Consider the following 26,965-nt stretch of genomic DNA (forward strand, 5'->3'; position numbering starts at 1 on the left):
CCGTCCTCACCCCGCCGGCAGCCAGACCGGGTTCGTGAAAGCCGCCAGGGCGCCCGGCAGCGCCGGGAGCGTGGCGGGGTGGCGGACCTCGGCCCGTACGTAGGCCGAGCGGGCCGGCGTGGTGCGCCATTCCAGGGCGGCGTCCGCCGAGGTCAGGGCCAGGCCCTGGTCGGTGACCAGTCTCAGCTCGCAGCCGGGGGCGCCCGTGACCGTGAGCCGGACGGCCACGTCCGCGTCCGGGGCCACCCGCAGCCGCTCCCCGATGCCCGCGTGCTCCCCGCGCGGGCCCACCGCCTCGAAGGCCACCGAGACCTGCGAGGACTCCGCTCCGTAGGACCGCCCGGCCCGCATGCCCGCCAGGACCGCCTCCCGCGTCAGGTCCTCGGCCAGGACCACGGTCTGCGGGCCGCCGATCCGGTCCGGGTCGCGGTGGTGGTCGCTGTTCGCCACGGCCGGCAGCCACCGCTCGCCGTCGGCGCCGCGCAGGGTGGCGTCCCAGGAGGCCAGGGAGACCTCGTCGTCCGGGGTCCAGGGCCCGTTCCACACCTCCACGGCGTCGGCCTCGCCGAAGCCGAACTTCCAGGCGCAGCCGATGCAGGTGGCGTGCGGATGGGCCGGTACGACCAGGCCGCCCGCGCCCCGGATCGTACGGGCGAACCGGCCGAAGCGGTTCTCGCGCGCCCGGTAGCGCCAGTCGACGAAGGTGCCCGGGTCGGTGCCGACGGCCAGGACGTGGCCGGTGCGGGTGGTGATCTCCTCGCCGGTCATGATCAGCAGTTCGGGTGAGAGAGCGCCGGCCCAGGCGGCGTGCGCGCTGTGGGTGTTGTGCTCCGAGGAGTTGATGAAGTCCAGGCCGGCCTCGCGGGCGAGGGCGGCTATCTCGGCGGGGGTGCGCCGCCCGTCGGAGTGGACCGAGTGGATGTGGCAGTCGCCGCGGTACCAGGCGCGGCCGCGGCCCCGGGCGCGCTGGGGCGGGTAGACGGGGCGGGGCGTGCGGCCCGGCTCGCCGAAGGTGAAGCGTGCGGTGATCTCGTACGGGAGTCCCTGCGGGGCGACGGTGTAGGGGCCGAGCAGGACGTGCCAGCGGCCGGGGCCTATCGGGCCGGGCAGGTAGCCGGGGGTAGCGTCGTCGGCGCGGAGGAAGAACTCGCCGCGGGCGCCGCCGGACCAGCCGCGGAAACCGCGGCCGCCGAGGGCGGTGCCGCGCTCGTCGAAGATGCCGATGTCGAGGGCGTTGCCGGGGGTGCCGGGCGGTACGGGCGGCCTGCCGTACGTGTACGACACGCGTAACTCGCGTACGCCGCGCGGTACGTCGAGGGGTATCTCGACGAAGTCGGGGGCGCCCGGCGGGATCGTGCCGGTGAGGACGCGGGTGTCCGGCGAGGGCGCGGACGGGTGCGGGGTGGTGACCGCGGCGGCGCCGGACACTCCGGTCGCCAGAACTTCACGTCGGGTGAGGGCCATGACCCCACGGTGGGGGTGGTACGTGAATCCCGTGTGAATCCGGGGTGAGGGGTCCCGGTCGGCCGTCGAGCAGGGCCGCGGCCCGGTCCAGGGCGCGGCCCAGGGAGTCCGCCGTCGGGGCGGTGGCCAGGACGTGGGCGTGGTGCAGCGAGCCGGTCGGGGGCCCGTGCACCGTCGCCCCCGGCGGCACCTGGAGCCCCACCCGGAACACCCCGGGCACGGCGCGGGCGGCGGCCAGGTTGGGGCGTGCCCGCTCGACGCGGGTGCCGGGCGGGAAGTCCACGTACCGCAGTCCGGCGTGCGCGGCGCGCGGGTGGAGCACCGGTTCGGGCAGTCCCAGTCCGGCGGCGACGGCGAGGGCGAGCACGTCGGTGCCGTGGGCGAGCCGCAGCAGCGCGACGAGCTCCTCGGCGCCGGGGTGGGCGTGCGCCTCGATGAGGCGGGGGCCGTACGGGGTGAGGACGAGCTCGGTGTGGGAGGGCCCGTCGCGGTGTCCCGCGAGGTCGAGGACCCCTCGCACGAGGGCGCGTACGGCCGCTGCGGCCTCGGCGGGGAGCGCGACGGGCAGCTCGTGCCCGGTGGCGGTGGTGGCGGCGGCCCCCGGCCCCGGAATCCGGCGGGCCCAGCCGAGGACCCGGTGGCGGCCCCCGCGGGACAGGGCCTGGACGGCGAGCTCGGGGCCCTCCAGGTACTCCTCGACGAGGAGGTCGGTGATCCGGGGGTAGTCGCGGACGGCGGCCTCCGCTTCGGCCGGGCCGGCCAGCAGCCGTACGCCCTCGCCGAGGACGCCCGCGCGGGGTTTGACCACGCAGGGGAAGCCGATGAGGGCGGCGAGGAAGGGGATCAGCGCGGCGCGCCCGCAGCGGACGAAGGAGACGGGCCTGACGGCGTGTAACGCGTTGGAGCGGGCGCGCAGGACGGCCTTGTCCATGAGGGCGGCGACGGCCGCGGCGGGGGTGCCGGGCAGGCCCAGGGCCTCGTTGGCGCGGGCGGCGGCGAGCGCTGCGGCGGGGTCGAAGCCGAAGACGCGGGCGCGGCCGCGGCGGACGGCGTCCAGCCGGCCGAGGGCGGTCACCAGGTGGCCGTGGTCGCGCCAGTCCGCCGGTACCCGCCGCTCCGCCCCCTCACGGTCGGATGGCACCGGCGGACCCGGCGCGACCACCACGGTGCGCGCACCCGCCCTTCGGGCGGCGGCCACCATGGCGGGGCACGGGTTCAGCAGGACCGCCATGGGCCCCCGCCCGGTCCTCCGTACCCGCTCCCGCTCCCCCGTCACCGCGCTTCCCCCTTCACCCGGTGTGACCACTGTGCCGGTCGGGCATATGCCCGTGCGCCGAATCGAAGCGTCGTCTTGCCGCCTTGCGGGAACACGAGGGGTTTATAAACATCCGCAAGCCGGGACGAATACGCATATGCCCGCTGTGCCAGCCCACGAAGCCGACGCGCCGTCCGGAGGCGGCCTGAGCCGCGCCGCCCGGCGGCTGTACGCGTACGCCGTGGAGCGGCACTCGTTCGCCGAGGAGGAGGCGACCGCGGACCTCGGGGCGCGGGCGGGGGCGGCGATCACCGAACTGGCGGCCGCGCACCTGCTCCAGCGGGCCCCCGGCAGCGGCCCGGAGCGGTGGAGCGCGGTCGCGCCGCGGGCGGCGGCGGCCCGGGCGCTGGCCCCGCTGGCCCTGCTCGTACGGGAGACCCACGACGAGATGGACCGGCTGCGCGGGCAGCTGGAGGCGCTGGTGCCGGCCTACGAGGCGGGGACGGCGCACCTGGAGCGCAACGGATCGGGCCTCGCGGTGCTGGAGCTGGTCACCGATCTGGGGGCGGTGCGCGGGCTGATCGCGGAGCTGGTCGCCGGGTGCGGGCAGGAGCTGCTGACCTCGCAGCCGGGCGGGGGCCGGGCGGTGGAGACGCTGGAGGAGGCGATCGGGCGGGACGAGTCGCTGCTGGCGCGCGGGGTGCGGATGCGCACGCTCTACCAGCACACGGCGCGCTATTCGCGGCCGACGGCGGCGTACGTGGAGCGGGTGACGGCGCTGGGCGCCCAGGTGCGGACGCTGGGCGACGGGCTGATGCGGATGCTGGTCTTCGACGGGCGCACGGGGGTGATGTCCGTGCCGGACCGGGCCGGGGCGGCGCTGGTGGTGCGGGAGCCGACGGTGGTGCACTTCATGGTGTCGGCGTTCGAGCGGGCGTGGATGGCGGCCGAGCCGTTCCCGACGACGGTGGGTCCCGACGCGGCGCGCTCGCTCTCGGACGAGCTGCGGCAGCTGATCGTCCGACTGCTGGCGGAGGGCCTGGAGGACAAGGTGATCGCCCGGCGGCTGGGCATGTCGGAGCGCACCTGCCAGCGCCACATCGCGGAGATCATGCGGGCGGTGGGCGCCAAGTCCCGCTTCCAGGCCGGTTATCTGCTCTCCCCCGCGGCCCCGCCCGCTCCCGCGGACGGCGCCGGATCCTGACCGGGGAGCCCGGGGTGCCCGCCGTGGAGCTCGGGGATGAGGCGGCCGCGGCGGGAGAGGAGGAAGCGCTTGAACTCGGCCACCGGCCGGGTGTCGGGGTGGCCGTCGAGCCAGGCCACGCCGATCTCGCGGACCGCGCGGGGGGCCGTCACCGTCAGCTCGACCACGCCGGGGCGGGGCACGGCCGGGGGTGGCAGCAGGGCCACGCCGAGGCCCGCCGCGACCAGGCCGCGCAGGGTCTCGGCCTCTTCGCCCTCGAAGGCGACCCGGGGGGTGAACCCGGCCTCCGCGCACAGGTCGTCGGTGATGCGGCGCAGGCCGTAGCCGGCTTCCAGGGTGACGAAGGTTTCCTCGGCGGCCTCGGCGAGGCGGATGCGCTTGCGCGCGGCCAGGCGGTGGTCGTCGGGGACGACCAGGCGCAGCCGCTGCTCGTCGAGGCGGCGGGCGACCAGGTCGGGGGCGTCCGGCAAGGGTGAGGTCAGGCAGAGGTCGAGCTCGCCGGCCCGCAGCTTCTCCAGCATGGCCTCGCCGTAGTTCTGCACCAGCGAGAAGCGCACGCGCGGATGGTCGGCGCGAAAGGCGCGGATCAGCCCGGGTACGGTCTCGGGGCCCAGGGTGTGCAGGAAGCCGAACGCCACCTTGCCGAGGGCCGGATCGGCGTCCAGCTGCACCGACTCGGCGGCGCGGGCGATCTCGGCGAGGGCCCGCTCGGCCGAGGCGAGGAAGGTCCGGCCGGCCGTGGTGAGGGCGACGGTACGGCCCGTGCGGGCGAACAGCGTGACGCCGAGGTCCTGTTCGAGCCGGACCATGGCCCGGGACAGGGTGGACTGCGGGACGCCCAGCTCGTGCGCGGCGCGGGTGACGTGCTCGTGGCGGGCGACGGCGGCGAAGTACGCCAGCCGCGGGGCCAGCAAACCTGTCACCGCCATGTCTTCTTCGTAACGGTTCATGGACAGGCACCCTTCTGAGCTGCACTCATGCGTCAGTGGATCGATTATCGCGATTCTGTGCATTGGACGCATGAAACGGGGCGGGTCTACGGTTTTCGCATGCCTCCCGTTCATACCGGGGCACCCGTCACCACGGGTGCCTCCACCCCGTCGTCTCCCGCCGCACCGGAAGCCCACGCCCCCGGCCGCCCCGGCTACCGCCGGATGAGCCTCGCGCTCTTCGCCGCCGGACTCGCGACGTTCGCCCTCCTCTACTCCACCCAGGCGCTGCTGCCCGCGATCTCCGACGGGTTCGGGGTGACGGCCGGTCAGGCCAGCTGGACCGTGTCCGCGGCCACCGGCGCCCTCGCCCTCTTCGTCCTGCCGCTCAGCGCGCTCTCGGAGCGCTTCGGGCGGACCCGGATGATGACCGTCTCCATGCTGGTCGCCGTCGGCGTCGGCCTCCTCGTGCCGTTCGCGCCGAACCTGGAGTGGCTGGTGGTGCTGCGCGCCGTCCAGGGCGCGGCGATCGCCGGCATCCCGGCCTCCGCGATGGCGTACCTGGCGGAGGAGGTCAAGCCGAAGGCGCTGGTGGGTGCGATCGGCCTGTTCGTGGCGGGCAACTCCATCGGCGGCATGAGCGGCCGCCTCGTCACCGGCTGGGCGGCCCAGGCCTGGGGCTGGCGCGGCGGGCTGCTGGCCGTCGGCGTCATGGCGCTGGCCTGCGCGGCGGCCTTCCTCGTGCTGCTCCCCCGGGCCCGGTTCTTCCGCCCGGCCTCGCTGAACCCGCGCGCGGTGGGCCGTACGGTCGGCGGGCACCTGCGGGATCCGCTGCTGCTGCGCCTGTACGGGATCGGCGCGCTGTTCATGACCGTCTTCGGGGCCGTGTACACCGTCATCGGCTACCGGCTGGTGGACGAGCCGTTCTCCCTCGGGCAGGGGGTCATCGGGTCGATCTTCCTGATCTACCTGGTCGGTACGGTCTCCTCGGCGGCCGCCGGACAGCTGGTGGCCCGGACGGGGCGGCGCGGGGCGCTGTACCTGGCGGTGACCACGACCGCGCTGGGCCTGCTGCTGTCGCTGGCGGACTCGCTGGCCGCGATCCTGGTCGGGCTGGTGCTGATCACCGCCGGCTTCTTCGCGGGCCATGCGGTGGCGTCGGCCGCGGTGAGCCGGACGGCGACCTCGGGCCGCGCGCAGGCTTCGGCGCTGTACCAGTCGGCGTACTACCTCGGCTCCAGCGCGGGCGGCACGCTGGGCGCGCTCGCCTACCACTCGGCGGGCTGGGCGGCGACGGTGGGCATCGCGCTGCTGGCCGTGCTCGGCGTCGTGTCGATCACCCTGTACGGATCGCACGCGGCACGTGCGCAGCGGCGCCTCGGATCGCTGGCAGCCGCACGCTGATACGGCCGCGGCCGGATCGGTGCATACGGCATCGGTACGAGCGGAATTACGGAGCCCGGAGGCGCAAGCCGCCCCGGGCTCCGGCGCGTTGCCCCTCCCCGCCGGGAAGGCATGAGGGGGTGGGAGGGAGTACGACGTGAAATCCACGCGGACGCGTACGGGACGGCGAGTGGCGGCGGTGGTCTGCGGGGCGGTTGCGCTCGCGGTCCCGCTGGTGGCCGGCGGTGGCGGAACGGCGCGGGCCGCCGGCTCGTGCAACGTGACGACGGGGCCGTACCAGCGGCAGGTGGAGCAGTTCCTGGGACGGCCGGCCGACGGGGTGCAGTCCGCGGCCGACTGCCAGGCGATCAAGGCGTTCCAGGCGAAGCACGGGATCACCCCGACCGCGGGGTACGCCGGGTCGCTCACCTGGCAGACGATGAGCACGATGCTGGCGCAGCGGGCGGCGGGCACGAACCCGAACAAGGACGGGAAGTGCCCGGTGAACCTGGGCCGGATCGCCTGCGTCGACCTGACCCGCCAGCTCAGCTGGGTCCAGGACGGGGCCGCCCTGAAGTACGGACCGGTCCCGGTGCGCACCGGGAAGGACGGCACCGAGACCCGGACCGGCCTGAAGCGGATCTACTACCGCAGCATCGACCACTGGTCGACGATCTACGACGTGTCGATGCCGTACGCGCAGTTCTTCGACGGCGGGATCGCCTTCCACTCGGTGGAGAAGAGCATGTGGAACCCGCCGGGCTCGGGCGGCTGCGTGAACATGCGGCTCGCGGACGCGAAGGCGTACTGGAACCTGCTGGCCAAGGGGGACGACGTGTACGTCTACGGGCGCAAGCCCGGTACGTAGCCGGGGCCCGGCAGCGCCGCCCGGCTGCCGTTGTCGGACCCCTCCGGTAGCTTCGGGATATCGGACCTACTGGGGGAAGACAGCCATGAGTGACGTCGCCACGAGTATCGAATCCGACCTGGACGCGGCGATGGACCGCTACCGGGTCGAGCTCACCGGCTACTGCTATCGCATGCTCGGCTCCTCCTTCGACGCCGAGGACGCGGTGCAGGACACGTACGTCCGCGCCTGGCGCGGCTTCGACAAGTTCCAGGGCCGGTCCTCGCTGCGCTCGTGGCTGTACCGGATCGCCACGAACGTCTGCCTCGACCTGCTGAGCGCGGGGAAGAAGCGGGCCCGTCCGATGGACCTCAGCGCCCCGCAGCACCAGGCCTCGGCCGTGCTCAACGAGCGGCCGGAGGTGACGTGGCTGGAGCCGGTGCCGGACGGGCGGGTGCTGCCGCAGACGGCCGATCCGGCCGAGATGGCGCTGGCCAGGGAGTCCGTACGGCTGGCGTTCGTGGCGGCGCTCCAGCACCTGCCGGCGAAGCAGCGGGCGGTGCTGATCCTGCGCGAGGTGCTGGCGTGGAAGGCGGACGAGGTCGCGACGCTGCTGGACACGACGGTGGCCTCGGTGAACAGCGCCCTCCAGCGGGCCCGCGCGACCCTCTCGGCGACCCGGATGCGCGAGAGCGAGACGGCGGACCCGCTGGACGCGGAGCAGGTGAAGCTGCTGGAGCAGTACCTCTCCGCCTTCGAGGCGTACGACATCTCCCGGCTGACCACTCTGCTGCACGAGGACGCGGTGCTGTCGATGCCGCCGTTCGACCTGTGGCTCCAGGGCCGCGAGGACATCGCCGCCTGGCATCTGAACCAGGGCATCGGCTGCAAGGGCTCCCGCCTCGTCCCGACCACGGCGAACGGCCTGCCGGCCTTCGGCCAGTACCGGCCCCGGGAGGACGGGGCCCCGGGCTGGACCCCCTGGGCCCTTCAGGTCCTGGAGGTCTCAGAGGGGCGGATCACCGGGCTGAACGCCTTCCTGGACACCGCACGCTGGTTCCCCCTCTTCGGCCTCCCCGAGCAGCTGGAGGAGTCCGGCGAGGTGCAGCAGGGCGCGTAGCGCGGGCGAGGCCCCGGTCACCCGCAGCGGCCGCCCCCGCGCGGCGAGCCTCAGCCGGGCCAGGGCCTCGACGGTGGCGAGGTCCGGCGCGGTGACGGCGGAGACGTCGCACTCCACGGCCGCGGCCCCGTCTTCGTACAGCCGGGCCAGGCGGGCGCACAGCAGGGCGGCGTCCCGCGCGGTCGGGCCGGGTCCGGGCAGCGCGAGTCTGGTGATCTCCACAAGGGGTTGACCTGCGGGCCTTACCGAACTCATCGGTCACCGCACAGAATGGGCCCGGTGATCACGCCTTACTGGGATCCCATGCCCACGGCCCGCCGCCTCCTCTCGCTCGAAGGCTCGCCGTACGCCACCTTCGGCACTCCCGTCTTCCAGGGCGAGTGGGCCGACCGGAACTGGCGCAACGTCCCGGGACCGTTCTACGGGGCCGACACCGACTGCATGCAGTTCGGACGGGACCACGCACCCGGCCACGTCGCCTTCGACGAAGTCCACGAGTTCGTCTTCCGCCAGCCGGTGAACGAACGGGAGACCGAGGCCCTCGTGACCGCCGCCGGCTGGGAGCTGTACAACAACTACGCCTGGGACGGCGACGACCACTGGACCGTCGAGGGCGTCCGCGCGTGGTGGCGGGAGCGCGCGCGGGTGCGGGAGTGGGCGGTGGCCGCGGCCGCGGAGTGGTCCTCCTACACGGAGAACCCGATGTACGTGCCGCACTACCACGACGCCGCCGACGGCCACCGGGACTTCGTGGCGTACATCGACGACGGGCTGGAGTCCTACCTGCGCGGCTACCTGTTCTGGCTGGACCTGCGGCGGGAGCCGGCGCCCGGCGAGGCCCTGCCCCGTCTCTGAGCCGCAGAAGAACGCCGGCGCGGCTCCGGACGGGGAGCCGCGCCGACGCGTGGGAGGGGCCGCAGGTCAGGCGATGCGGTCCAGGACGATCGGCGTGGCGGAGAACGCCGTGCCGGCCGGGGCGATGTCGTACGTGCCTTCCAGGGAGGCCAGGGCGTACTCGAACTTCTCCGGGGTGTCCGTGTGCAGGGTCATCAGCGGCTGGCCGGCGACGACCGTGTCGCCCGGCTTGGCGTGGAGCTCGATGCCCGCGCCCGCCTGCACCGGGTCCTCCTTGCGCGCGCGGCCGGCGCCCAGGCGCCAGGCGCCGACGCCGACGCCGTACGCGTCGAGGCGGGTCAGGACGCCCGAGGACGGGGCGGTGACCACGTGCTGCTCGCGGGCGACCGGCAGGGCCGCGTCCGGGTCGCCGCCCTGGGCGGAGATCATCCGGCGCCAGACGTCCATCGCGGAGCCGTCCGCGAGGGCCTTGGCCGGGTCGGCGTCCTTGATGCCCGCCGCGTCCAGCATCTCCTTGGCCAGGGCGATGGTCAGCTCGACGACGTCGGAGGGGCCGCCGCCGGCGAGGACCTCGACCGACTCGCGGATCTCCAGCGCGTTGCCGGCCGTCAGGCCGAGCGGGGTGGACATGTCGGTGAGCAGGGCGATCGTCTTGACGCCGCTGTCCGTGCCGAGGGCGACCATCGTCGAGGCGAGCTCACGCGCGTCCTCGATGTTCTTCATGAAGGCGCCGGTGCCGACCTTGACGTCGAGGACGAGCGAGCCGGTGCCCTCGGCGATCTTCTTCGACATGATCGAGGAGGCGATGAGCGGAATGGCCTCGACGGTTCCGGTCACGTCGCGCAGCGCGTAGAGCTTCTTGTCGGCGGGGGCCAGGCCGTCGCCCGCCGCGCAGATGACCGCGCCCGTGGTGTCCAGGACGTGCAGCATCTCCTCGTTGGAGAGCAGCGCACGCCAGCCGGGGATGGACTCCAGCTTGTCCAGCGTGCCGCCGGTGTGGCCGAGGCCGCGGCCCGAGAGCTGCGGTACGGCCGCGCCGCAGGCGGCGACGAGCGGGGCGAGCGGCAGGGTGATCTTGTCGCCGACGCCGCCGGTGGAGTGCTTGTCGGCGGTGGGGCGGGACAGGGAGTCGAAGTTCATCCGCTCGCCCGAGGCGATCATCGCGGCGGTCCAGCGCTTGATCTCGGCGCGGTTCATGCCGTTGAGCAGGATGGCCATCGCCAGCGCCGACATCTGCTCGTCGGCGACGACACCGCGCGTGTACGCGTCGATGACCCAGTCGATCTGCTCGGGGCTCAGCTCGCCGCGGTCCCGCTTCGTACGGATGACGGAGATGACGTCCATGTGGTGCTTCCTTCTACGCGCATAGAGAGAGGGAGTGGGAACGGCCCCTCGCCCGGCAGGGGCGAAGGGCCGTCGGCACGGCTATCCGAGGTGGTCCGGCCCGAAGGCCTGCGGCAGCATCTCGGCCAGCGGAAGGACCCCCTTCGGGGTCTCCACCAGCAGTTCCGGTCCGCCGAACTCGAAGAGCAGCTGACGGCAGCGGCCGCACGGGACGAGGATGTCGCCCTTGCCGTCGACGCAGGTGAAGTGCGTCAGGCGGCCTCCGCCGGTGGCCTGGAGGGAGGAGACCAGCCCGCACTCGGCACACAGGCTGAGCCCGTAGCTGGCGTTCTCCACGTTGCAGCCGACGACGATCCGGCCGTCGTCCACGAGGGCCGCCACCCCGACCCGGAAGTCCGAGTAGGGGGCGTACGCCCGGGACATGGCGTCCCGGGCGGCCTCGCGCAGGGCCTCCCAGTCGGGGTGGATCGCCGTCGTCACTTGCCCTGGCCCTTGCGGTACGGCAACCCGTCCGCCTTCGGCATCCGCAGCCGCTGCGCGGAGAGCGCGAGCACCAGGAGCGTGGTGACGTACGGGGCGGCGTCCACGAACTGGCTCGGGACTGCGTCGGTCAGCGCGTACCAGAGGAACAGGCCGGCCGCGCAGGCCGCCGCGATCGCGCCCTGGACGTACTTCTTCTTGTACAGCTGCCACACGAGGACGATCACGAGCAGGATCGCGAGGAGCAGCAGCATCGCGTGGACGTTCTCGGCGCCGCCGCGCAGGCGGAGGCTGTACGTGAAGCCGAACAGGCCCGAGCCGAGGGCCATGCCGCCCGGCATCCAGTTACCGAAGATCATCGCGGCGAGACCGATGTAGCCGCGGCCGCCGGTCTGGCCCTCCTGGTAGATGCCGGTGGAGACGATCGCGAGGAACGCGCCGCCGAGGCCGGCCATCGCGCCGGAGACGACCACGGCGATGTACTTGTACTTGTAGACGTTGACGCCGAGGGACTCGGCGGCGACCGGGTTCTCACCGCAGGAGCGCAGGCGCAGACCGAAGGAGGTCCGCCACAGCACCCACCAGGTGGCGGGGACCAGCAGCACCGCCACGACCGTCAGCAGCGACAGGTTGGTGACCAGGCCGCCGATCACACCGGCGAGGTCCGAGATCAGGAACCAGTGCTTGGCCTGGAGCGTCGCCATCCAGTCGGACAGCCCTGGGATCGTGATCTCGGTGATCGGGTCGATGCGCGGGGACTGCTTCGAGGAGCCGCCCGGGGCCTTGTCGAAGGTGAAGTTCGACAGGTACTGGGTGAAGCCGACGGCCAGGATGTTGACCGCCACACCGGAGACGATGTGGTTCACGTTGAAGGTGACCGTGATGATCGCGTGCAGCAGGCCGCCGAGGGCGCCGCCGACGATGCCCATGAGGACACCGGTCCACGGACCCCACTGGTAGCCGGCCCAGGCACCGAACCAGGTGCCCAGGATCATCATGCCTTCGAGGCCGATGTTGACCACGCCCGCGCGCTCGGCCCACAGGCCGCCGAGGCCCGCGAGGCCGATCGGCACGGCGAGCTGGAGGGCGCCGGAGACCTGGCCGACGGAGGTCAGGTCGTTGGCTCCGGAGATGACCCGGGCCAGGGAGATCAGGGCGAGGCCGCCCGCGATCATCAGCAGGATCCACGGGAGGGTGAGCTTGCGGCGGCCTCCGCCCTTCTTGGGCGCGGCGCTCGTCGCGGAAACGGTGCTGGTGCTCACGCCGCGACCTCCTTGTTGTCGGTCTTGAGGGCGTGGCCGGCGGCCAGCTCTTCGCCGACCTTCTGCTGCTGGCGGCGGATGCCGTAGCGGCGGACGAGCTCGTAGCTGACGACGACGGCGATGACGATCAGGCCCTGCATGATCGTGCCGATTTCCTTGGCGTAGCCGTTCTGGTCGAGGCCGGCCGAGGACTTGTCGATGAAGGCGATCAGGAAGGCGGAGAAGAGGATGCCGACCGGGTTGTTGCGGCCGAGCAGCGCGACCGTGATGCCGGTGAACCCGATGCCCAGGGGGAAGGAGAGGTTGTATGTGTGGGACTCGCCGAGCAGCAGCGGCATGCCCGTCAGACCGGCGACCGCGCCCGAGATGAGCATCGCGGTCATGATCATCTTCTTGGGCTCCACACCGGAGGCCTGCGCGGCGGACTCGCTGGCGCCGGAGGCGCGCAGGTCGAAGCCGAAGCGGGTGCGGTTGAGCACGAACCAGTAGACGATGCCGAGCGCGAAGGCGACGAAGGTGAACCCGTAGATGTCGCCGCCGGACAGGGACAGCGCCGGGAACCAGCCGGAGTCCGGGATGTCGCCGGTGGTCAGGTCGTTCGAGCCGGCCGGCTGGACGCCGAGGTTCTTCGGCAGCAGCAGCCACGCGATCACGGAGGTCGCGATGGCGTTGAGCATGATCGTGGAGACGACCTCGCTCACGCCGCGGCGGGCCTTCAGGATGCCCGCGATGCCGGCCCAGAAGGCGCCGGTCGCCATGGCGACGAGCACGATCAGCAGGATGTGCAGCGGGCCGGGCAGCGTGACCGCCGCGCCGACCACGGCCGAGATCATCGCCGCGAGGCGGTACTGGCCGTCGACGCCGATGTTGAAGAGGTTCATCCGGAAGCCGATGGCCACGGCCAGGGCTGCCAGGTAGTAGATGCCGGCCTGGTTGACGATCAGGACCTGGACGTCCTCGTAACTGGCCTGGTCGATCATGATCCGCAGCGGGTCGATCGGGTCCACGCCCGAGGCGGCCAGCACGATCATGGTCAGCACGAAGGCGCTGACCAGGGCGAGCGCGGGTCCGGCGGCCGCGAGGAGCAGCCGGTCCTTGTCGAATTTCTTCATCGGGCCTCGTCCTCCGTCGTGTCACCGTCGGCAGCGGCGGAAGGGTTGTCGTTGGCTTCCAGGTGCCCGCGGGCGGCGCCCGTCATGGCGGTGCCGAGCTCCTCGGGCGTGATGGTCGCCGGGTCGGCGTCCGCGACCAGGCGGCCGCGGTAGATCACGCGCAGGGTGTCGGACAGGCCGATCAGCTCGTCCAGGTCCGCGGAGATCAGGAGCACGGCGAGGCCCTCGCGACGGGCCTCGCGGATGGCGTCCCAGATCTGCGCCTGCGCGCCGACGTCCACACCGCGGGTGGGGTGGGCGGCGATGAGGAACTTCGGGTTGTGGCTCATCTCGCGGCCGACGATCAGCTTCTGCTGGTTGCCGCCGGAGAGGGAGGCCGCGGTGACCTCGATGCCGGGGGTGCGGACGTCGTACTCGCGCACGATCCGCTCGGTGTCCTTGCGGGCGGCCTTCGGGTCGAGGATGCCGCGCTTGGAGTTGGGCGCCTCGGTGACGTGACCGAGGATGCGGTTCTCCCAGAGCGGGGACTCCAGCAGCAGGGCGTGGCGGTGGCGGTCCTCGGGGATGTAGCCGATGCCGCCCTCGCGGCGCGCCCGCGTCGGCGTGGTGGAGATGTCCTTGCCGTCCAGGGTGATGACGCCGCCGTCCGGGAGCGTCATGCCCATGAGGGCCTCGATGAGCTCCGTCTGGCCGTTGCCCTCCACACCGGCGATGCCGAGGACCTCGCCCTTGTGGATGGTGAAGTCGATGCCGGCGAGCACCTCGCGGACGACGCCGTCCGGGTCGGTGGCGGCCAGGCGCAGGTCCTGCACCTTGAGCATCGCGACGTCCGTGACCGTCGACTCGCGGGTCTCGGGCGTGGGCAGCTCGCTGCCGACCATCAGCTCGGCGAGCTGCTTGGTGGTGGCGGTCTTCGGGTCGGCGGTGCCGACGGTGGTGCCGCGGCGGATGACGGTGATGTCATCGGCGACCTTCAGCACCTCGCCCAGCTTGTGCGAGATGAAGATGACGGTCAGGCCCTCGGCCTTGAGCTCGCGCAGGTTGTCGAAGAGTGCGTCCACTTCCTGCGGTACGAGCACCGCGGTGGGCTCGTCGAGGATGAGGGTGCGGGCACCGCGGTAGAGGACCTTGAGGATCTCCACGCGCTGGCGGTCGGCGACACCGAGGTCCTCGACGAGGGCGTCGGGGCGCACGCCCAGGCCGTAGGCGTCCGAGATCTCCACGATCTTCTTGCGGGCCTTGGCGCCGATGCCGTGGAGCTTCTCGCCGCCGAGGACGACGTTCTCCAGGACGGTGAGGTTGTCGGCCAGCATGAAGTGCTGGTGCACCATGCCGATGCCGCGGGCGATGGCGTCGCCGGGGCTGGAGAAGGAGACCTGCTCCCCGTCGACGGCGATGGTGCCCTCGTCCGGCTTCTGCATGCCGTAGAGGATCTTCATCAGGGTCGACTTGCCGGCGCCGTTCTCACCGATGAGGGCGTGGACCGTGCCCTTGCGGACGCTGATCGCGATGTCCTTGTTGGCGACGACGCCGGGGAAACGCTTGGTAATGCCGTTCAGTTCTACGGCGAGAGGGGGGCTGGACGCGTTGATGACGCACTCTCCTTGGCGCGGAAGGAGCTGGAAAGCCAAGTTGGCAGGGGGGACAGGGCGGGGGAGAGAAGGTATCGCGTCCACGATGCCTCTACGCGCGTAGCACTGTCGAAAGTGAAAACTTGCGGCCAAGTGGCCACAAGATCACAGAACACGGCTCGGGGTCCGGGAGCGGTAGAGACCGCTTCCCGGACCCCGGAGACCACTACTGCAAGTCAGAGACGGCCTTACGGGGCGGTCTTGACGGTGATCTTCTTCGCGATGATGTCGGCCTTGGCCTTCTCCACCGCGGCGGTGACGTCCGCCATCTGCTTGTACGCGGGGTTGGAGTCGGCCAGGCCGACGCCGTCCTTGTCCAGGCCGTAACGGATCTCACCGGTCTGCGGCTTGCCGTCCTCGACCGACTTGATCAGGTTGTAGACCGCGTCCGGGACGTCCTTGGTGACCGAGGTCAGGATCTTGTCCTTGTACTTCGACAGACCGGCCTGGTTGTACTGGTCGGAGTCGACGCCGATGGCCCACTTGCCCGCGTTGGCGGTGGCCTCGATCGCACCCGAACCGGCGAGACCGGCCGCGGAGTAGATCACGTCGGCGCCGTTGTCGAGCTGGCCCTTGGCGGCGGCCTTGCCGAGGTCGGGCTTGGCGAAGCCCGAGAAGTCCGGCGGCTGCGTCAGGTAGGCCGACAGCACCTTGGCGTTGGGGTTGGTGTCCTTGACGCCCTGGGTGAAGCCCGCCTCGAACTTCTTGATCAGCGGAACCTCGACACCGCCGATGAAGCCGACCGTGCCGGTCTTCGAGGCCTTGGCGGCGGCGACGCCGGCCAGGTAGGAGCCCTGCTCCTCGTTGAAGACCAGGTTCGCGATGTTCGGAGCGGTCACCGAGGTGTCGTCGATGAGGCCGAAGGTGGTCTTCGGGAACTTCTCGGCGACCTTCTTGATGGCCGGGGCGTAGGCGAAGCCGACGCCGATGACCGGGTTGTTGCCCTTGCGCGCGAGCTCGGTGAGGCGCTGGACCTTGTCCGCCTCGCTCTCGCCCTCGGTGGGCTCCGCCTCGGCGCCCTTGACCTTCAGGTCCTTCTCGGCCTTCTCCAGGCCCGCGAAGGCGGCGTCGTTGAACGACTGGTCGCCGCGGCCGCCGATGTCATAGGCGATGGCTGCGGACTTCGCCGACGAACCGGCCGACTCCGAAGAGGACGCGGTGGAGTCGGAAGACTTCTTTCCGCCACAGGCGGTGGCCGAGAGGGCCAGCGCCGCGGACGCGATGCCCACGGTGGCGATCCTGGTGATCCGGCGCAAGGGGAGGCTCCTTCAAAACCTGACCGAAGCGCCACGACCGGCGCTGGTTTCGCGGCGATCGTAACGCGCGTAGATGTCAGTTAAAGGGCCGTTCATGAGTCGTTATCGGATCGTCGCGAATCGGACAGTGACCGATTGGTAACTGCACGGGTGTCCAGCCCTTGTGTACCAAGGGCTGGACACCTGTGACGGGAGGCGCTCAGATGTTGTACAAATTTTTGCCCGCGCGCTACCCGGCCGGCCTGCTGCGGCGCCCGTCGAGCAGGGCCGCGGCCGTGAAGAACTCCACGCCGACCCCGATCGCGGACTCGTCCACGTCGAAATCGCCCCGGTGCAGGTCCCGCTTGGCGCTCGCGCCCGGGGTGTGCACGCCGAGCCGGGCCATGGCCCCGGGCACGTGCTCCAGGTACCAGGAGAAGTCCTCGCCGCCCAGGCTCTGCTCGGTGTCCTCGATCGACTCCTTGCCGAGCCGGGCCGCCATCGCCTCGCGCAGCAGCTCGGTCACCACCGGGTCGTTGACGACCGGCGGCACGCCCCGCACGTACGTGATCTCCGACTTGGCCCGGTGCATCCCGGCGATCTCGTCGATCGCCGCGTGGATCTGGTCGGGCGCCTCGTGCCAGGCGTTGATGTCCAGGCAGCGGATCGTCCCGGACAGCTCGGCGTGCATCGGGATGACGTTGCAGGCGTGCCCGGCCTCGATCCGGCCCCAGGTGATCGACATGCCCGAGCGGGCGTCCATCCGGCGCGACAGCACGGCCGGCAGGTCGACGGCGACCCGGGCGGCGGCCGTCACCAGATCGGTGGTCAGGTGCGGGCGGGCGGTGTGCCCGCCGGGGCCGGCGAGGGCGATCTCCAGCCGGTCGCAGGCGGAGGTGATGGGGCCGGTGCGCAGCCCGATCTTCCCGGCGTCGACCCGCGGATCGCAGTGCACCGCGATGATCCGGCCCACGCCGTCCAGGACCCCGGAGGCGATGGCGTCGGTGGCACCGCCGGGGAGCACCTCCTCGGCGGGCTGGAACAGCAGCCGCACCGGGCGGGGCAGCAGGCCCTGCCGGTCGAGGTCGGCGAGGACCAGGCCGGCGCCGAGGACGACGGCGGTGTGCACGTCGTGACCGCAGGCGTGGGCGCGGTCGGGGAAGGTCGAGCGGTACGCCGCGTGCGTCTTGGCGTCCGGAATGGGCAGGGCGTCGATGTCCGCGCGCAGGGCCAGCATCGGCCGGCCCCCGTCCCAGGTGCCCACGTCACAGACCAGGCCGGTTCCGGACTTCAGTACGCGGGGCCGCAGTCCCGCTTTCTCCAGCCGGGCCTTGATCGCCGCCGTGGTGCGGAACTCCTGGTGTCCTAGCTCGGGGTGCATGTGCAAGTCCCGGCGGAACTCGATCAGTTCGGCACGCAGGTGGTCCGGAATCTTGCCGGGCAGCTCGGGCCGGTCAGGCGTGCCGGGCAGGGCGGTCTGGGACTCGCGGGACATCAACTGGTTCACCCGTTGAAGGGTAGGCGCACGAATGGCCCAACTGGCTGTGGATCACCAAAAGTTCATGCCGTTAGGGGAAAAAAACCAGACCTCTGGACGCATGACGTGATGCACCCGGGGGTAAACTCGCGCGCTCATCCGGCCGCAGAAGCGGTCTGGGCGGGGAGTCTGTGCACATCACGGGCGGTCTCGGTGACCCCGGCGAGGAAGCTGCGGGCGCGCGGCGAGGCGGAGCCGGTGAGCCAGGCCGCCTCGACGTCGCATACGGCGACGGTCACACCGGTTCCGGTCAGTGCGTAGGGCAGCGTGTGGACGACCGTGGACGGAAAGCTGACGATCGTACGGCCGACCGGTCCGCGCCGGGCGATCAGCTCCAGCGGCAGGTCCGGGCGGACGATCTCCAGCCCGGTCGCCTCGCTGAGCGTGCGCAGCTTCTCCGCGGATTCGCGGCGGTGCGCGAAGTAGCGGGTGGCGCCGTGCTCCAGGGTCAGGGCGCGCACGGCGTCCAGGTAGCGGGCCGGGTCGACGACCCCGGTCTCCACCAGGGAGGTGCCGACGAGGTCGGTCCCCTTCGTCAGGCGCGGCGGGCCGAACCGGGAGCGGGTCCAGGCGAACTCGTTGACCCGCAGGGTCATCCCGCCGTGGACGGTGACGGGCATCGAGCTGAACACCTCGACGCGGCGGCCGGCGCCCGCGGCCGGGGTGAAGCGGCGCCGGGCGGTGGCCGAGACCGGCGCGTACGCGAGCTCGCGGACCCGGCCGGGCAGACCGCCCCCGCCGACGCGGTGCCAGCGGACGAGGCGCTCGCCGCGGGCGGTCTGGGCGACGAACTCCATGGTCGCGGTGCCGTCGTCGACCACCACGAGCTCCTCGGCCCGGACGAGGGTGAGCAGGAGCTGCACGTACCGGGAGAAGGGGTCGCCGACGACGACGCGGCGGGCCGCGCGGACGTCCTTGGCGAGCGCGGCCAGCGCCTTGAGCGGGGCGAGCCGGCCGCCGCGGGCCTCCTGCCAGGCGACCTCGTACCCCTCGTCCCGGGCCAGGCCCGCCATCCGGCGCAGCTGGCCGCGGGACATGGGGTCGGTGGGCGGCAGTACGACGATCCGCAGCCAGGAGCCCGCCCCCGCCGAGCGGACGGGGGCGTGGACCGGGGCTGCCGCGTCCTCGCCGGCCTCGGCCGGGCCGCGGGCGCCGGCTCGGCTGGGCTGGGCCGGGACGCCGCCGAGCAGCGGGGCGCGGCCCGGTGCGGACGCTGCTTCGGCGTGCGCCCACTCCAGGACGTTCAGGAGCTGGACCGGACTCTCGACGAAAGCCAGGGTGGAGGCGGAGGGGGTCACCACGTACTCCTCGTCAGGGCGGGGGCGGGACGTCGTACCGGACGGACACCGGCCGGACGGACACCGGACGGAGATGCGCGACGGGCCGCGGGGCGGGACCGCGGCCCGGACCGGCGGGAGGGTCAGACCGAGGCGAGCTCGCCCTGGACCCGGCGGAGCTTCTTCATGGGGCCGAGCTCGGATGCGTAGACGCGCTTGACGCCGTCGCCGAGGGCGGTCTCGATGGTGCGGATGTCGCGGACCAGACGGGCCAGGCCGCCGGGTTCCACGGAGGCGGCCTGGTCGGAGCCCCACATGGCGCGGTCGAGGGTGATGTGCCGCTCGACGAAGGTGGCGCCGAGGGCGACGGCCGCCAGGGTGGTCTGCAGGCCCGTCTCGTGGCCCGAGTAGCCGATCGGCACGTTCGGGTACTCCTCCTGCAGGGTGTTGATCACCCGCAGGTTGAGCTCCTCGGCCTTGGCCGGGTAGGTGGACGTGGCGTGGCAGAGCAGGATGTTGTCGCTGCCGAGCACCTCCACCGCGTGGCGGATCTGCTTCGGGGTGGACATGCCGGTGGAGAGGACGACGGTGCGGCCGGTGGCGCGCAGGGCGCGCAGCAGCTCGTCGTCGGTGAGGGAGGCGGAGGCCACCTTGTGGGCGGGGACGTCGAACTTCTCCAGGAAGGCGACGGCCTCGGTGTCCCACGGGGAGGCGAACCAGTCGATGCCGCGCTTGGCGCAGTACTCGTCGATGGAGCGGTACTCGGCCTCGCCGAACTCGACGCGGTGGCGGTAGTCGATGTACGTCATCCGGCCCCAGGGGGTGTCGCGCTCGATGTCCCACTGGTCGCGCGGGGTGCAGATCTCGGGGGTGCGCTTCTGGAACTTCACGGCGTCGCACCCCGCTTCGGCGGCGGCGTCGATGAGGGCGAACGCGTTGCCGAGGTCGCCGTTGTGGTTGATGCCGATCTCACCGACGACGTACACGGGGCGGCCGGGGCCGGCGGTGCGCGAGCCGAAGGTGCGCAGGCGGGAGTTGGGGGTGTCGACGGTCATGGCAGCTGAGGTCCTTCGTTCGGTGCGTGGGGGTGCTGAGGGGAGGTGAAGAGGGGGGCGAGGAGGCGGGCGCGCGCCAGGTCGTGCGGGTCGTCGATCTCCAGGACCCGTGCGGGGTCGGTGGCGACGGGGAGGGTGCGCCCGAAGAAGCGGTGCCGCGCGCCGCGGAAGCCGGCGGCGTCCATGGCGTAGGCGGCTCCGGTCTCCAGCAGGTCCTGGGGGCGGTCCTGGCGGCGGGGGCGGACGGCCTTGTCGTGGTTGACGCCGGTCCCCCCGGCGCCGTCGGCCGCCTCACGCCAGAGGAAGCCGTGGAACGGGGCGACGGTCAGGGCCGAGTCGGCCGCGCCGGTGGCGACGGCGGCGGCGACCGACTCGACGTCGGAGGAGGTCAGGAAGGGGCTGGTGCACTGGACGAGGAGGACGACGTCCACGGTGAGGGAGTGCAGTTCCTCGAAGGCGTCGAGCGCGTGCAGGACGGCGGCCTCGCTGCTCGCGGTGTCCCCGGAGATCGCCGCGGGGCGGCGGATCGCGTCGGCCCCGGCGGCGCGGGCGGCTTCGGCGATGGGGTCGGCGTCGGTGGAGACCACGACGTCGGTGACGGTGGCCGCGCCCCGGCAGGCCCGGACGGCCCGTACGACGAGCGGGACCCCGGCCACTTCGGCGAGGTTCTTGCCCGGGACTCCCTTGGAGCCGCCGCGGGCCGGGATCACGGCCAGGACGCGGGGGCCGGCGGGGGCGCTCACAGCTCCCCCATCCGGCGGATCATCGGGGCCACGCGCTGGACTCCGTGCCGGTACGCCCCCCGGGCGGCGTCGCGCAGGTGCGAGCGGAGCCAGCGGCGCAGCCGGGACTCCCCCTCGCTCTCGCGGACGGCACCGGGCAGCGGGCTGCCGTCGGGGGCGAGGTGGTGGCGGGCGAGGATCCCGGGCAGGTACCGGGGTGCGGTGACCTGCGTGTAGTAGGGGGCGACGGCGGGGAGCACCGGGAGGTCCAGCAGGTGTGCGAGCCGCTCGCGCGCGGCGGCGAAGGGGTCACCGGCGCCGGAGGCGCCCGTCACGCCCTGGTCGGCCAGCCAGTCCGGATCGCCCTGCGGCAGCAGGCCCGCGTCGAGCTGGTCCCAGGAGGCCAGGCAGCCCGAGCCGAGGAAGTGGTGGTTGCCGAGCGCCTCGCGGATGCCGAGGTCGGTGAGGACCGCCGTCGGGATCCCGCGGTGCAGCGACTCCAGCGCGGCCGTGGAGGAGACGGTGACCAGCAGGTCCGTACCGTCCAGGACCTCGCCCATGTTCCCGTACACCAGGCGGCAGTTGGGGGGCAGTCCGCCCGGGATCCGCTCGGCGAGCCGCTGGTACGGCTGCTCCTCCAGGTGGGTGGTGTGCTCCCCCGGACGGCTGCGCAGCTTGATCAGCACCTCGCGCCCGGGGTGCTTCCGGGCGTGCCCCGCGGCCCGTTCCAGCAGGTAGGCGCGGTCGGCGCGGCTCTCGGGGACGGACGGCTGGACGGCGAAGACGACGGTGTGGGCGCGGCTGCCGGCCTTCTCGTACGCCGCTCCGCCGAGGAAGGGCAGTGCGGTCTCCGTGACGGCGCCGGCGTCCGCGCCGACGCCCTCGTAGACCGCGCGGAAGCGTCCCGCGTCGTAGCGGGAGTTGGCGAGGACGAGGTCGGCGCCGTGGCGCAGCAGCAGGCCGTCGGCGAGCTTCTCGTATACGACGCCCACGTACCCGGTGACGAGCACGGGGCGCTCGGCCTCCTCGGGCCACAGCGCGCGGATCCCGTGCAGGACGGCCTGGACGGCTCCGCCGACGAGGGCGAGGACGACGACGTCGTACTTCTCGCGCCCGGCCTCCGCGAGGAACTGTGCGCACGTCACCTCGGTGAGCCGGTCCGCCCGGACGCCCACCTCGCCGAGCTGGCGCGCGGTCGGGGTGGCCCGGCCGCGGAGCAGGAATCCGGTGAGGTGCGGTTCTTCCGACAGGCGGCGGGCGGTGAGTGCGCCCCATTTCCATCGCGTATCGGAATCGGCGAGTACGGCGACGCGGAGGGCAGTCCGGGGATGACTACGAGATGCTGCGCGATTACTGGCTGGCACCCGGCAGAAGCTATTCCGCAATTTCGGTGATCGGCCCAACGAACGCACAACAGCGGGTTAACAACCCGTCTACGTCATGCGAAACCGCACCGGTTAACGCGCCCGCCCCGCTTCGTTCACATGGAATCCGCGTACGGGCCATGGTGAATGCCGGCCAACGCCTTAATGTCTCGCGGGTGCTCAAGCTCTCTGTTGTCGTGCCGTTCTACAACGTGCAGACATACGCACCGGATGCCCTGAAAAGCCTCGAACTGAACGCCCGGGACGATTTCGAGTTCCTGCTCGTCGACGACCGCTCGACGGACGGCACGCCCGAACTCCTGGAGCGGGCGGCGCGCGAGCTGCCGGGGGCGGTGCTCCTCAGACACGAACGGAACGGCGGCCTGGCCACCGCCCGGAACACCGGCCTGGACGCGGCGCGCGGCGAGTACGTCACGTTCCTGGACGGCGACGACTGGCTGGCGCCCGGCCACTTGGCTCGCACCCTGGCCGTCATAGAGGCTCTGAGCTGCGATTTCGTCCGCAACGACCATGTCCAGGTGACCGGCCGCACCCGCAGCGTGCAGCGCGTCCCCTACGGTCCGCAGCTGGTCGTCGGCGATCCGCGCGCCGGGATCCTGCCCTCCTCGCGGGCCACCTCGGTCGACTATCCGTACGCCTGGGCCGGGATGTACCACCGGCGGCTGCTGGACCGCGGACTGCTGCACTTCACCGACGGGCTGCGCACGGCGGAGGACCGGCCGTGGATCTGGCGGCTGCACCGGGGGGCCGATTCGTTCGCGGCGATCGGGCTGCCGGGGATCTTCTACCGGCGCGGGGTCGCCACTTCGCTCACGCAGATCAAGGACGAGCGCCAGCTCGATTTCATCAAGGCTTTCGACCAGGTTCTGGCCGATACGGCGGAAGACCGGGAAAGTGATCTTCTGCTCCCGAAAGCCGTCCGAACATATTGTGCAATTATCGCGCACCATATCGGGACCATCGAGAGGTACGAACCGGCCGTGGCCAAGAAACTCCGTTCGATGAGCACGGCCGCGCTCGGACGCATGCCCCAGGACGTGCTCGACGGGGCTCTGAACTCTATGGACGCCGACCGCGCCGGAGTCCTGCGCCGCCTGCGCCGCCGTCCCGCACGAGCGGGAGCCGCGCTCTGATGGCGACTCACCACACCCCCTGCACACAGATCTTCCTCGCCTCCACCCTCTACGGGATGGCCACGCTCGCCGCCGGCATCGACGCGGGATGCTTCCCCCCGGCCCGCCGCCGCATCCTGCTGACCAGCAATCACGCCCTCACCGCCGAGGTCTCCCCCGGCCTCGCCGACATGCCGGGCTTCTCCGCGCTCGGCACCCGCTTCGACGACGTCCTCGACTGGAACGCCGCCATCGCCCCCCAGCACCCGAGCGTCTGGGCCCCGCGCCCCGAGGACGTCCCGCTCTGGGAGCGCCAGCTCCGGGCGGTCTGGGGACTGGGCGAGGACCGCGTCGAGATCATCGTGGAGTCGATCCAGGTCCCGCCCGCCCGGACGCTGTGCACGCTGTTCCCCGGCGCCGCCGTCGACGTCTACGCCGACGGGCTGATGAGCTACGGACCCACCCGCTTCCGCCTCGACCCGCAGCTCGGCATGCGCGTGCGCCGCGTCCTGCACCTGGACCTGGTGCCGGGTCTGGAGCCGCTGCTGCTCACCGAGTTCGACGTGCCGCCGGAGCTGGTCCCGGCCCCCGAGTTCCTGAAGGTGCTCGCCGAGCTGCCCTCGTACGGGCCCGAGCTGGACGAGGTCGGCGAGGCCCCGGCGCTGCTCCTGGGCCAGTACCTCTCCGCGCTCGAACTGCTCTCCCCGCAGGAAGAGGAGGAGCTCCACGTGGAGATGGTCCGGGGCGCCTGCGCCCTCGGCCACCGCGAGCTGGTCTTCAAACCGCACCCCAGCGCCCCCGCCGCCTACTCGCGGCGCGCCGAGGCCGAGGCCGAACGGCTCGGCGCCCGGCTCACCGTCATGGCCACCCCGGTCCTGGCCGAGACCCTCTACCAGCGGCTGCGCCCGGCGCTGGTCGTCGGCTGCTTCTCCACCGGGCTGCTGACCGCCGCCACCCTGTACGGGCTGCCCGTCGCGCGCACCGGGACCGAGGCCATACTGGCCCGCCTCGCCCCGTACCAGAACAGCAACCGGATCCCGCTGACGATCGTGGACGCGGCTCTGCCCGCCCTCGCGGACGCCGGGGCCGTCGCCGGCTGGACCGCGCCCGGCCCCGAAGAGAACCGGGACCGGCTGACCGGGCTGCTCACCGCGGTCGGGTTCACCATGCAGCCGCAGATCCTCGCCCCGCGCCGCGCCGAGGCCGAGCGGTACCTGGCCGCGCACCTGGACGACCGGACCTGGCGCTACTTCAAGCGCCGCCGGCTGACCACGCTCGGGCTGCCCGGAGGCATCCCGGCCCAGCTGTCCTTCCTGCCGAACAGCCCGGCCGTCCGCCGCGTGGTCCGCCGGCTGAAGCGGCTGCGCGCGGCCCGCACGCGGTGACGGCGGGCCCCGGCGGGCCCCGAGCCGATCCGAGGGGCAGGACCGGGAGGCTCTAGCCCACGGCCAGCTTCGCCGCGAAGCCGAGGAACAGCACGCCCGCCGCCGAGGTGGCCCCGGCCGACAGCCGCCTGCGGCGGCGGAAGGCGGCGGACAGCCGGGTCCCGCCGAAGATCAGCAGCGTCAGGTACAGGAAGCTGCCGAGCTGGAGCAGCGTGCCGAGCAGCAGGAACGAGAGCGCCGGGTAGGCGTACGCGGGGTCCACGAACTGCACGAAGAAGGAGACGAGGAACAGGATCGCCTTGGGGTTGAACAGGCTGATCAGCAGCGCCCGCCGGTACGGCCGCTCCGCCTCGGCGCCCTCGGCCCCGGCCGGCGCCTCGTCCCGCTCCTCGCGCTCGGCCCGAGAGCGCCACAGCGCCCACGCCCCGCGCATCATCCCGACGGCGAGCCAGGTCAGGTACCCGGCGCCGAGCACCTTGACGATGCCGAAGGCCACCGGACTGGCCTGGAGCAGCGCCCCGGCCCCGGCCGCGGCGAGCACCATGAGCACGGCGTCGCCGGTGAACACCCCGGCGGCGGCCTTGTACCCGGTCCGCACCCCGCGGCGCGCGGCGACCGAGAGCACGTACAGCGAGTTCGGCCCCGGCAGCAAAATGATCAGTATGAGTCCGACGAGATAGGTCGGCAGATCGGTGACACCCAGCATGAGCAGGAGTGTCCCATGAGGACGCACCTGTCGTCGCCGTCATTTCACCATGTGGAATCCGTCGGTTCGTACGTTCCCCAGACCTCCCGCAGCGCGTTGCAGACCTCGCCCACCGTGGCCCGGGCGCGCAGGGCCTCCTTCATGGGATGGAGCACGTTCGCCGTGCCGGCCGCCGCCTCGCGCAGGGCGGCCAGCGCCGCCGCCACCGCCTCGCCGTCGCGCTCCGCGCGCAGCGCCGCCAGCGCCGCACGCTGCCGGTCCTCGATCTCCGGGTCGACGCGCAGCGGCTCGTACCGCTCCTCCTGATCCAGCACGAAGCGGTTGACCCCGACCACCACGCGCTCGCCGCCGTCCGTCTCGCGCGCGATGCGGTACGCGTTGCGCTCGATCTCCCCCTTCTGGAAGCCGGCCTCGATCGCGGCCACCGCCCCGCCGAGGTCCTCGACCCGCCGCATCAGCGCGAGCGCGGCCTCCTCGACCTCGTCCGTCATCCGCTCCACGGCGTACGAGCCGGCGAAGGGGTCGACGGTGTGCGGTACGTCCGTCTCGTACGCGAGCACCTGCTGGGTGCGCAGGGCGAGGCGCGCCGATTTCTCCGTCGGCAGGGCGATCGCCTCGTCGAAGGAGTTGGTGTGCAGCGACTGGGTGCCGCCCAGCACCGCTCCCAGTGCCTGCACGGCCACCCGCACGAGATTGAGTTCGGGCTGCTGCGCCGTCAGCTGGACCCCGGCCGTCTGGGTGTGGAAGCGCAGCATGAGCGACTTCGGGTTCCGGGCCCCGAACTCCTCGCGCATGACGCGGGCCCAGATCCGGCGGGCGGCCCGGAACTTCGCCACCTCCTCCAGCAGGGTGGTCCGGGCGACGAAGAAGAAGGACAGCCGCGGGGCGAACTCGTCGACCTCCATCCCGGCCGCCAGCGCGGTCCGTACGTAGGCGATGCCGTCGGCCAGCGTGAAGGCGATCTCCTGCGCGGGCGAGGCCCCGGCCTCGGCCATGTGGTAGCCGGAGATGGAAATGGTGTTCCAGCGGGGGATCTCCGCCTTGCAGTAGCGGAAGGTGTCGGCGGTCAGCCGCAGCGAGGGCCCGGGCGGGAAGATGTAGGTGCCGCGCGCGATGTACTCCTTGAGCACGTCGTTCTGCACGGTCCCGGTCAGCTGCGCGCCCTCGATCCCGTGCTCCTCGGCGACCAGCTGGTACATGAGGAGGAGGAGCGCCGCCGGGGCGTTGATCGTCATGGACGTGGAGACCCGGTCGAGCGGGATCCCGTCGAAGAGCACCCGCATGTCGTCGACGGAGTCGACGGCTACGCCGACCTTGCCGACCTCCCCGTGCGCGAGGGGCGCGTCGGAGTCGTGCCCCATCTGCGTCGGCAGGTCGAAGGCGACCGACAGTCCGGTGCCGCCGCCCGCGATGAGCTGCCGGTACCGGGCGTTGGACTCGGCCGCCGTGCCGAACCCGGCGTACTGCCGCATCGTCCACGGCTTGCCGGTGTACATGGTCGGGTAAACACCTCTTGTGTACGGATACGCCCCTGGTTCTCCCAGTTTGACCTCGGGATCCCACCCCGTCAGATCCCCCGGCCCATAGACGGGTTCGATGGGATTCCCGCTCTCGGTACTGGCCATGTGACCAAACCCTCCATGGAGCAAATGGGCTCGGGGCTGA

General features: G+C 72.3%; 23 protein-coding genes and 1 pseudogene. 7 read left to right on the top strand and 17 right to left on the bottom strand.

Annotated features, from left to right (window positions below):
* Positions 1-6: 6 nt before the first annotated feature.
* Both ACFYXV_RS04075 and ACFYXV_RS04080 read right to left on the bottom strand, forming a co-directional pair.
* Entirely contained in the window at positions 7-1,464 is a 1,458-nt protein-coding gene (locus ACFYXV_RS04075) for a CehA/McbA family metallohydrolase (RefSeq protein WP_389381959.1), read from the bottom strand.
* Entirely contained in the window at positions 1,445-2,695 is a 1,251-nt protein-coding gene (locus ACFYXV_RS04080; RefSeq protein ID WP_389381960.1) for an ATP-grasp domain-containing protein, read from the bottom strand. Before ACFYXV_RS04080 ends, ACFYXV_RS04075 begins: the two co-directional genes overlap by 20 nt.
* Positions 2,696-2,876: 181 nt before the next feature.
* Here ACFYXV_RS04080 and ACFYXV_RS04085 point away from each other — a divergent pair, with 181 nt between their 5' ends.
* Positions 2,877-3,923: a LuxR C-terminal-related transcriptional regulator gene (locus ACFYXV_RS04085; RefSeq protein ID WP_385472304.1), complete on the top strand. Its 1,047-nt coding sequence runs from the start codon at positions 2,877-2,879 to the stop codon at positions 3,921-3,923.
* Here ACFYXV_RS04085 and ACFYXV_RS04090 read toward each other — a convergent pair.
* Positions 3,869-4,873, bottom strand: a complete 1,005-nt coding sequence (locus ACFYXV_RS04090) for a LysR family transcriptional regulator (RefSeq protein ID WP_385472301.1) — start codon at positions 4,871-4,873, stop codon at positions 3,869-3,871. The two genes, ACFYXV_RS04085 and ACFYXV_RS04090, sit on opposite strands and share 55 nt — an antisense overlap.
* 99 nt (positions 4,874-4,972) lie before the next feature.
* Between ACFYXV_RS04090 and ACFYXV_RS04095 the strand changes: the two genes are divergently transcribed.
* The 3 genes from ACFYXV_RS04095 to ACFYXV_RS04105 all read left to right on the top strand — a co-directional run bounded on the left by ACFYXV_RS04095 (position 4,973) and on the right by ACFYXV_RS04105 (position 8,202).
* On the top strand, positions 4,973-6,256 hold the full coding sequence (locus ACFYXV_RS04095) for an MFS transporter (RefSeq protein WP_389381961.1): 1,284 nt from the start codon (positions 4,973-4,975) through the stop codon (positions 6,254-6,256).
* Between the two features lie 169 nt (positions 6,257-6,425).
* On the top strand, positions 6,426-7,103 hold the full coding sequence (locus ACFYXV_RS04100) for a L,D-transpeptidase family protein (protein WP_385472348.1): 678 nt from the start codon (positions 6,426-6,428) through the stop codon (positions 7,101-7,103).
* Positions 7,104-7,188: 85 nt separating this feature from the next.
* Positions 7,189-8,202, top strand: coding sequence for a sigma-70 family RNA polymerase sigma factor (locus ACFYXV_RS04105; RefSeq protein WP_385472296.1), 1,014 nt, complete (start codon positions 7,189-7,191; stop codon positions 8,200-8,202).
* Here the strand turns inward: ACFYXV_RS04105 and ACFYXV_RS04110 are convergent.
* Positions 8,089-8,424 carry an STAS domain-containing protein gene (locus ACFYXV_RS04110; RefSeq protein WP_389381962.1) on the bottom strand — a complete coding sequence of 112 codons (336 nt, stop codon included), beginning with the start codon at positions 8,422-8,424 and terminating at the stop codon, positions 8,089-8,091. The genes ACFYXV_RS04105 and ACFYXV_RS04110 overlap by 114 nt on opposite strands.
* Positions 8,425-8,481: 57 nt before the next feature.
* On the opposite strand from ACFYXV_RS04110, the gene ACFYXV_RS04115 reads away from it, so the two are divergent.
* Positions 8,482-9,057, top strand: coding sequence for a ferredoxin (locus ACFYXV_RS04115; RefSeq protein ID WP_389381963.1), 576 nt, complete (start codon positions 8,482-8,484; stop codon positions 9,055-9,057).
* Positions 9,058-9,123: 66 nt separating this feature from the next.
* Here the strand turns inward: ACFYXV_RS04115 and ACFYXV_RS04120 are convergent, their stop codons facing one another.
* From ACFYXV_RS04120 to ACFYXV_RS04170, 11 genes and pseudogenes are all read right to left on the bottom strand, one after another.
* Positions 9,124-10,401: a thymidine phosphorylase gene (locus tag ACFYXV_RS04120; RefSeq protein WP_385472287.1), complete on the bottom strand. Its 1,278-nt coding sequence runs from the start codon at positions 10,399-10,401 to the stop codon at positions 9,124-9,126.
* An 81-nt stretch (positions 10,402-10,482) separates the two neighbouring features.
* Complete coding sequence (locus tag ACFYXV_RS04125) at positions 10,483-10,881, bottom strand: cytidine deaminase (RefSeq protein ID WP_385472284.1); 399 nt, start codon at positions 10,879-10,881, stop codon at positions 10,483-10,485.
* Positions 10,878-12,143 carry an ABC transporter permease gene (locus ACFYXV_RS04130; RefSeq protein WP_385472281.1) on the bottom strand — a complete coding sequence of 422 codons (1,266 nt, stop codon included), beginning with the start codon at positions 12,141-12,143 and terminating at the stop codon, positions 10,878-10,880. The genes ACFYXV_RS04125 and ACFYXV_RS04130 overlap by 4 nt, the downstream gene beginning before the upstream one ends.
* The gene (locus tag ACFYXV_RS04135) at positions 12,140-13,255 is read right to left on the bottom strand and encodes an ABC transporter permease (RefSeq protein ID WP_383341169.1); all 1,116 of its coding nucleotides are present in this window, start codon (positions 13,253-13,255) and stop codon (positions 12,140-12,142) included. The genes ACFYXV_RS04130 and ACFYXV_RS04135 overlap by 4 nt, the downstream gene beginning before the upstream one ends.
* On the bottom strand, positions 13,252-14,922 hold the full coding sequence (locus ACFYXV_RS04140) for an ABC transporter ATP-binding protein (RefSeq protein ID WP_383341287.1): 1,671 nt from the start codon (positions 14,920-14,922) through the stop codon (positions 13,252-13,254). The genes ACFYXV_RS04135 and ACFYXV_RS04140 overlap by 4 nt, the downstream gene beginning before the upstream one ends.
* A 152-nt stretch (positions 14,923-15,074) precedes the next feature.
* Entirely contained in the window at positions 15,075-16,142 is a 1,068-nt protein-coding gene (locus tag ACFYXV_RS04145; RefSeq protein ID WP_383341172.1) for a BMP family protein, read from the bottom strand.
* Positions 16,143-16,371: 229 nt separating this feature from the next.
* Entirely contained in the window at positions 16,372-17,616 is a 1,245-nt protein-coding gene (locus tag ACFYXV_RS04150) for an amidohydrolase (RefSeq protein ID WP_383341290.1), read from the bottom strand.
* Between the two features lie 137 nt (positions 17,617-17,753).
* Entirely contained in the window at positions 17,754-18,956 is a 1,203-nt protein-coding gene (locus ACFYXV_RS04155; protein WP_389381964.1) for a hypothetical protein, read from the bottom strand.
* 122 nt (positions 18,957-19,078) lie between these two features.
* Entirely contained in the window at positions 19,079-19,990 is a 912-nt protein-coding gene (locus ACFYXV_RS04160) for an N-acetylneuraminate synthase family protein (RefSeq protein ID WP_385472275.1), read from the bottom strand.
* 47 nt (positions 19,991-20,037) lie between these two features.
* A pseudogene (locus tag ACFYXV_RS04165) lies at positions 20,038-20,733 on the bottom strand (cytidylyltransferase domain-containing protein); the annotation flags it as partial.
* Complete coding sequence (locus ACFYXV_RS04170; RefSeq protein WP_385472272.1) at positions 20,730-22,076, bottom strand: DUF6716 putative glycosyltransferase; 1,347 nt, start codon at positions 22,074-22,076, stop codon at positions 20,730-20,732. The gene ACFYXV_RS04170 and the pseudogene ACFYXV_RS04165, both read right to left, overlap by 4 nt.
* 176 nt (positions 22,077-22,252) lie before the next feature.
* Here ACFYXV_RS04170 and ACFYXV_RS04175 point away from each other — a divergent pair, with 176 nt between their 5' ends.
* A complete protein-coding gene (locus ACFYXV_RS04175; protein ID WP_385472269.1) occupies positions 22,253-23,230 on the top strand; it encodes a glycosyltransferase family 2 protein in 978 nt (325 codons plus the stop codon).
* A complete protein-coding gene (locus tag ACFYXV_RS04180) occupies positions 23,230-24,594 on the top strand; it encodes a polysialyltransferase family glycosyltransferase (protein WP_385472267.1) in 1,365 nt (454 codons plus the stop codon). The genes ACFYXV_RS04175 and ACFYXV_RS04180 overlap by 1 nt, the downstream gene beginning before the upstream one ends.
* A gap of 52 nt (positions 24,595-24,646) precedes the next feature.
* On the opposite strand, the gene leuE is transcribed toward ACFYXV_RS04180, so the two are convergent.
* Positions 24,647-25,300 (bottom strand): leucine efflux protein LeuE, encoded by a 654-nt coding sequence (gene leuE, locus ACFYXV_RS04185; RefSeq protein ID WP_385472264.1) that lies wholly within the window; start codon positions 25,298-25,300, stop codon positions 24,647-24,649.
* A 44-nt stretch (positions 25,301-25,344) separates the two neighbouring features.
* Positions 25,345-26,925 carry a methylmalonyl-CoA mutase gene (locus ACFYXV_RS04190; protein WP_385472261.1) on the bottom strand — a complete coding sequence of 527 codons (1,581 nt, stop codon included), beginning with the start codon at positions 26,923-26,925 and terminating at the stop codon, positions 25,345-25,347.
* Between the last annotated feature and the right edge of the window lie 40 nt (positions 26,926-26,965).

The sequence above is a fragment of the Streptomyces sp. NPDC002181 genome (assembly GCF_042890485.1).
Lineage (GTDB): Bacteria > Actinomycetota > Actinomycetes > Streptomycetales > Streptomycetaceae > Streptomyces.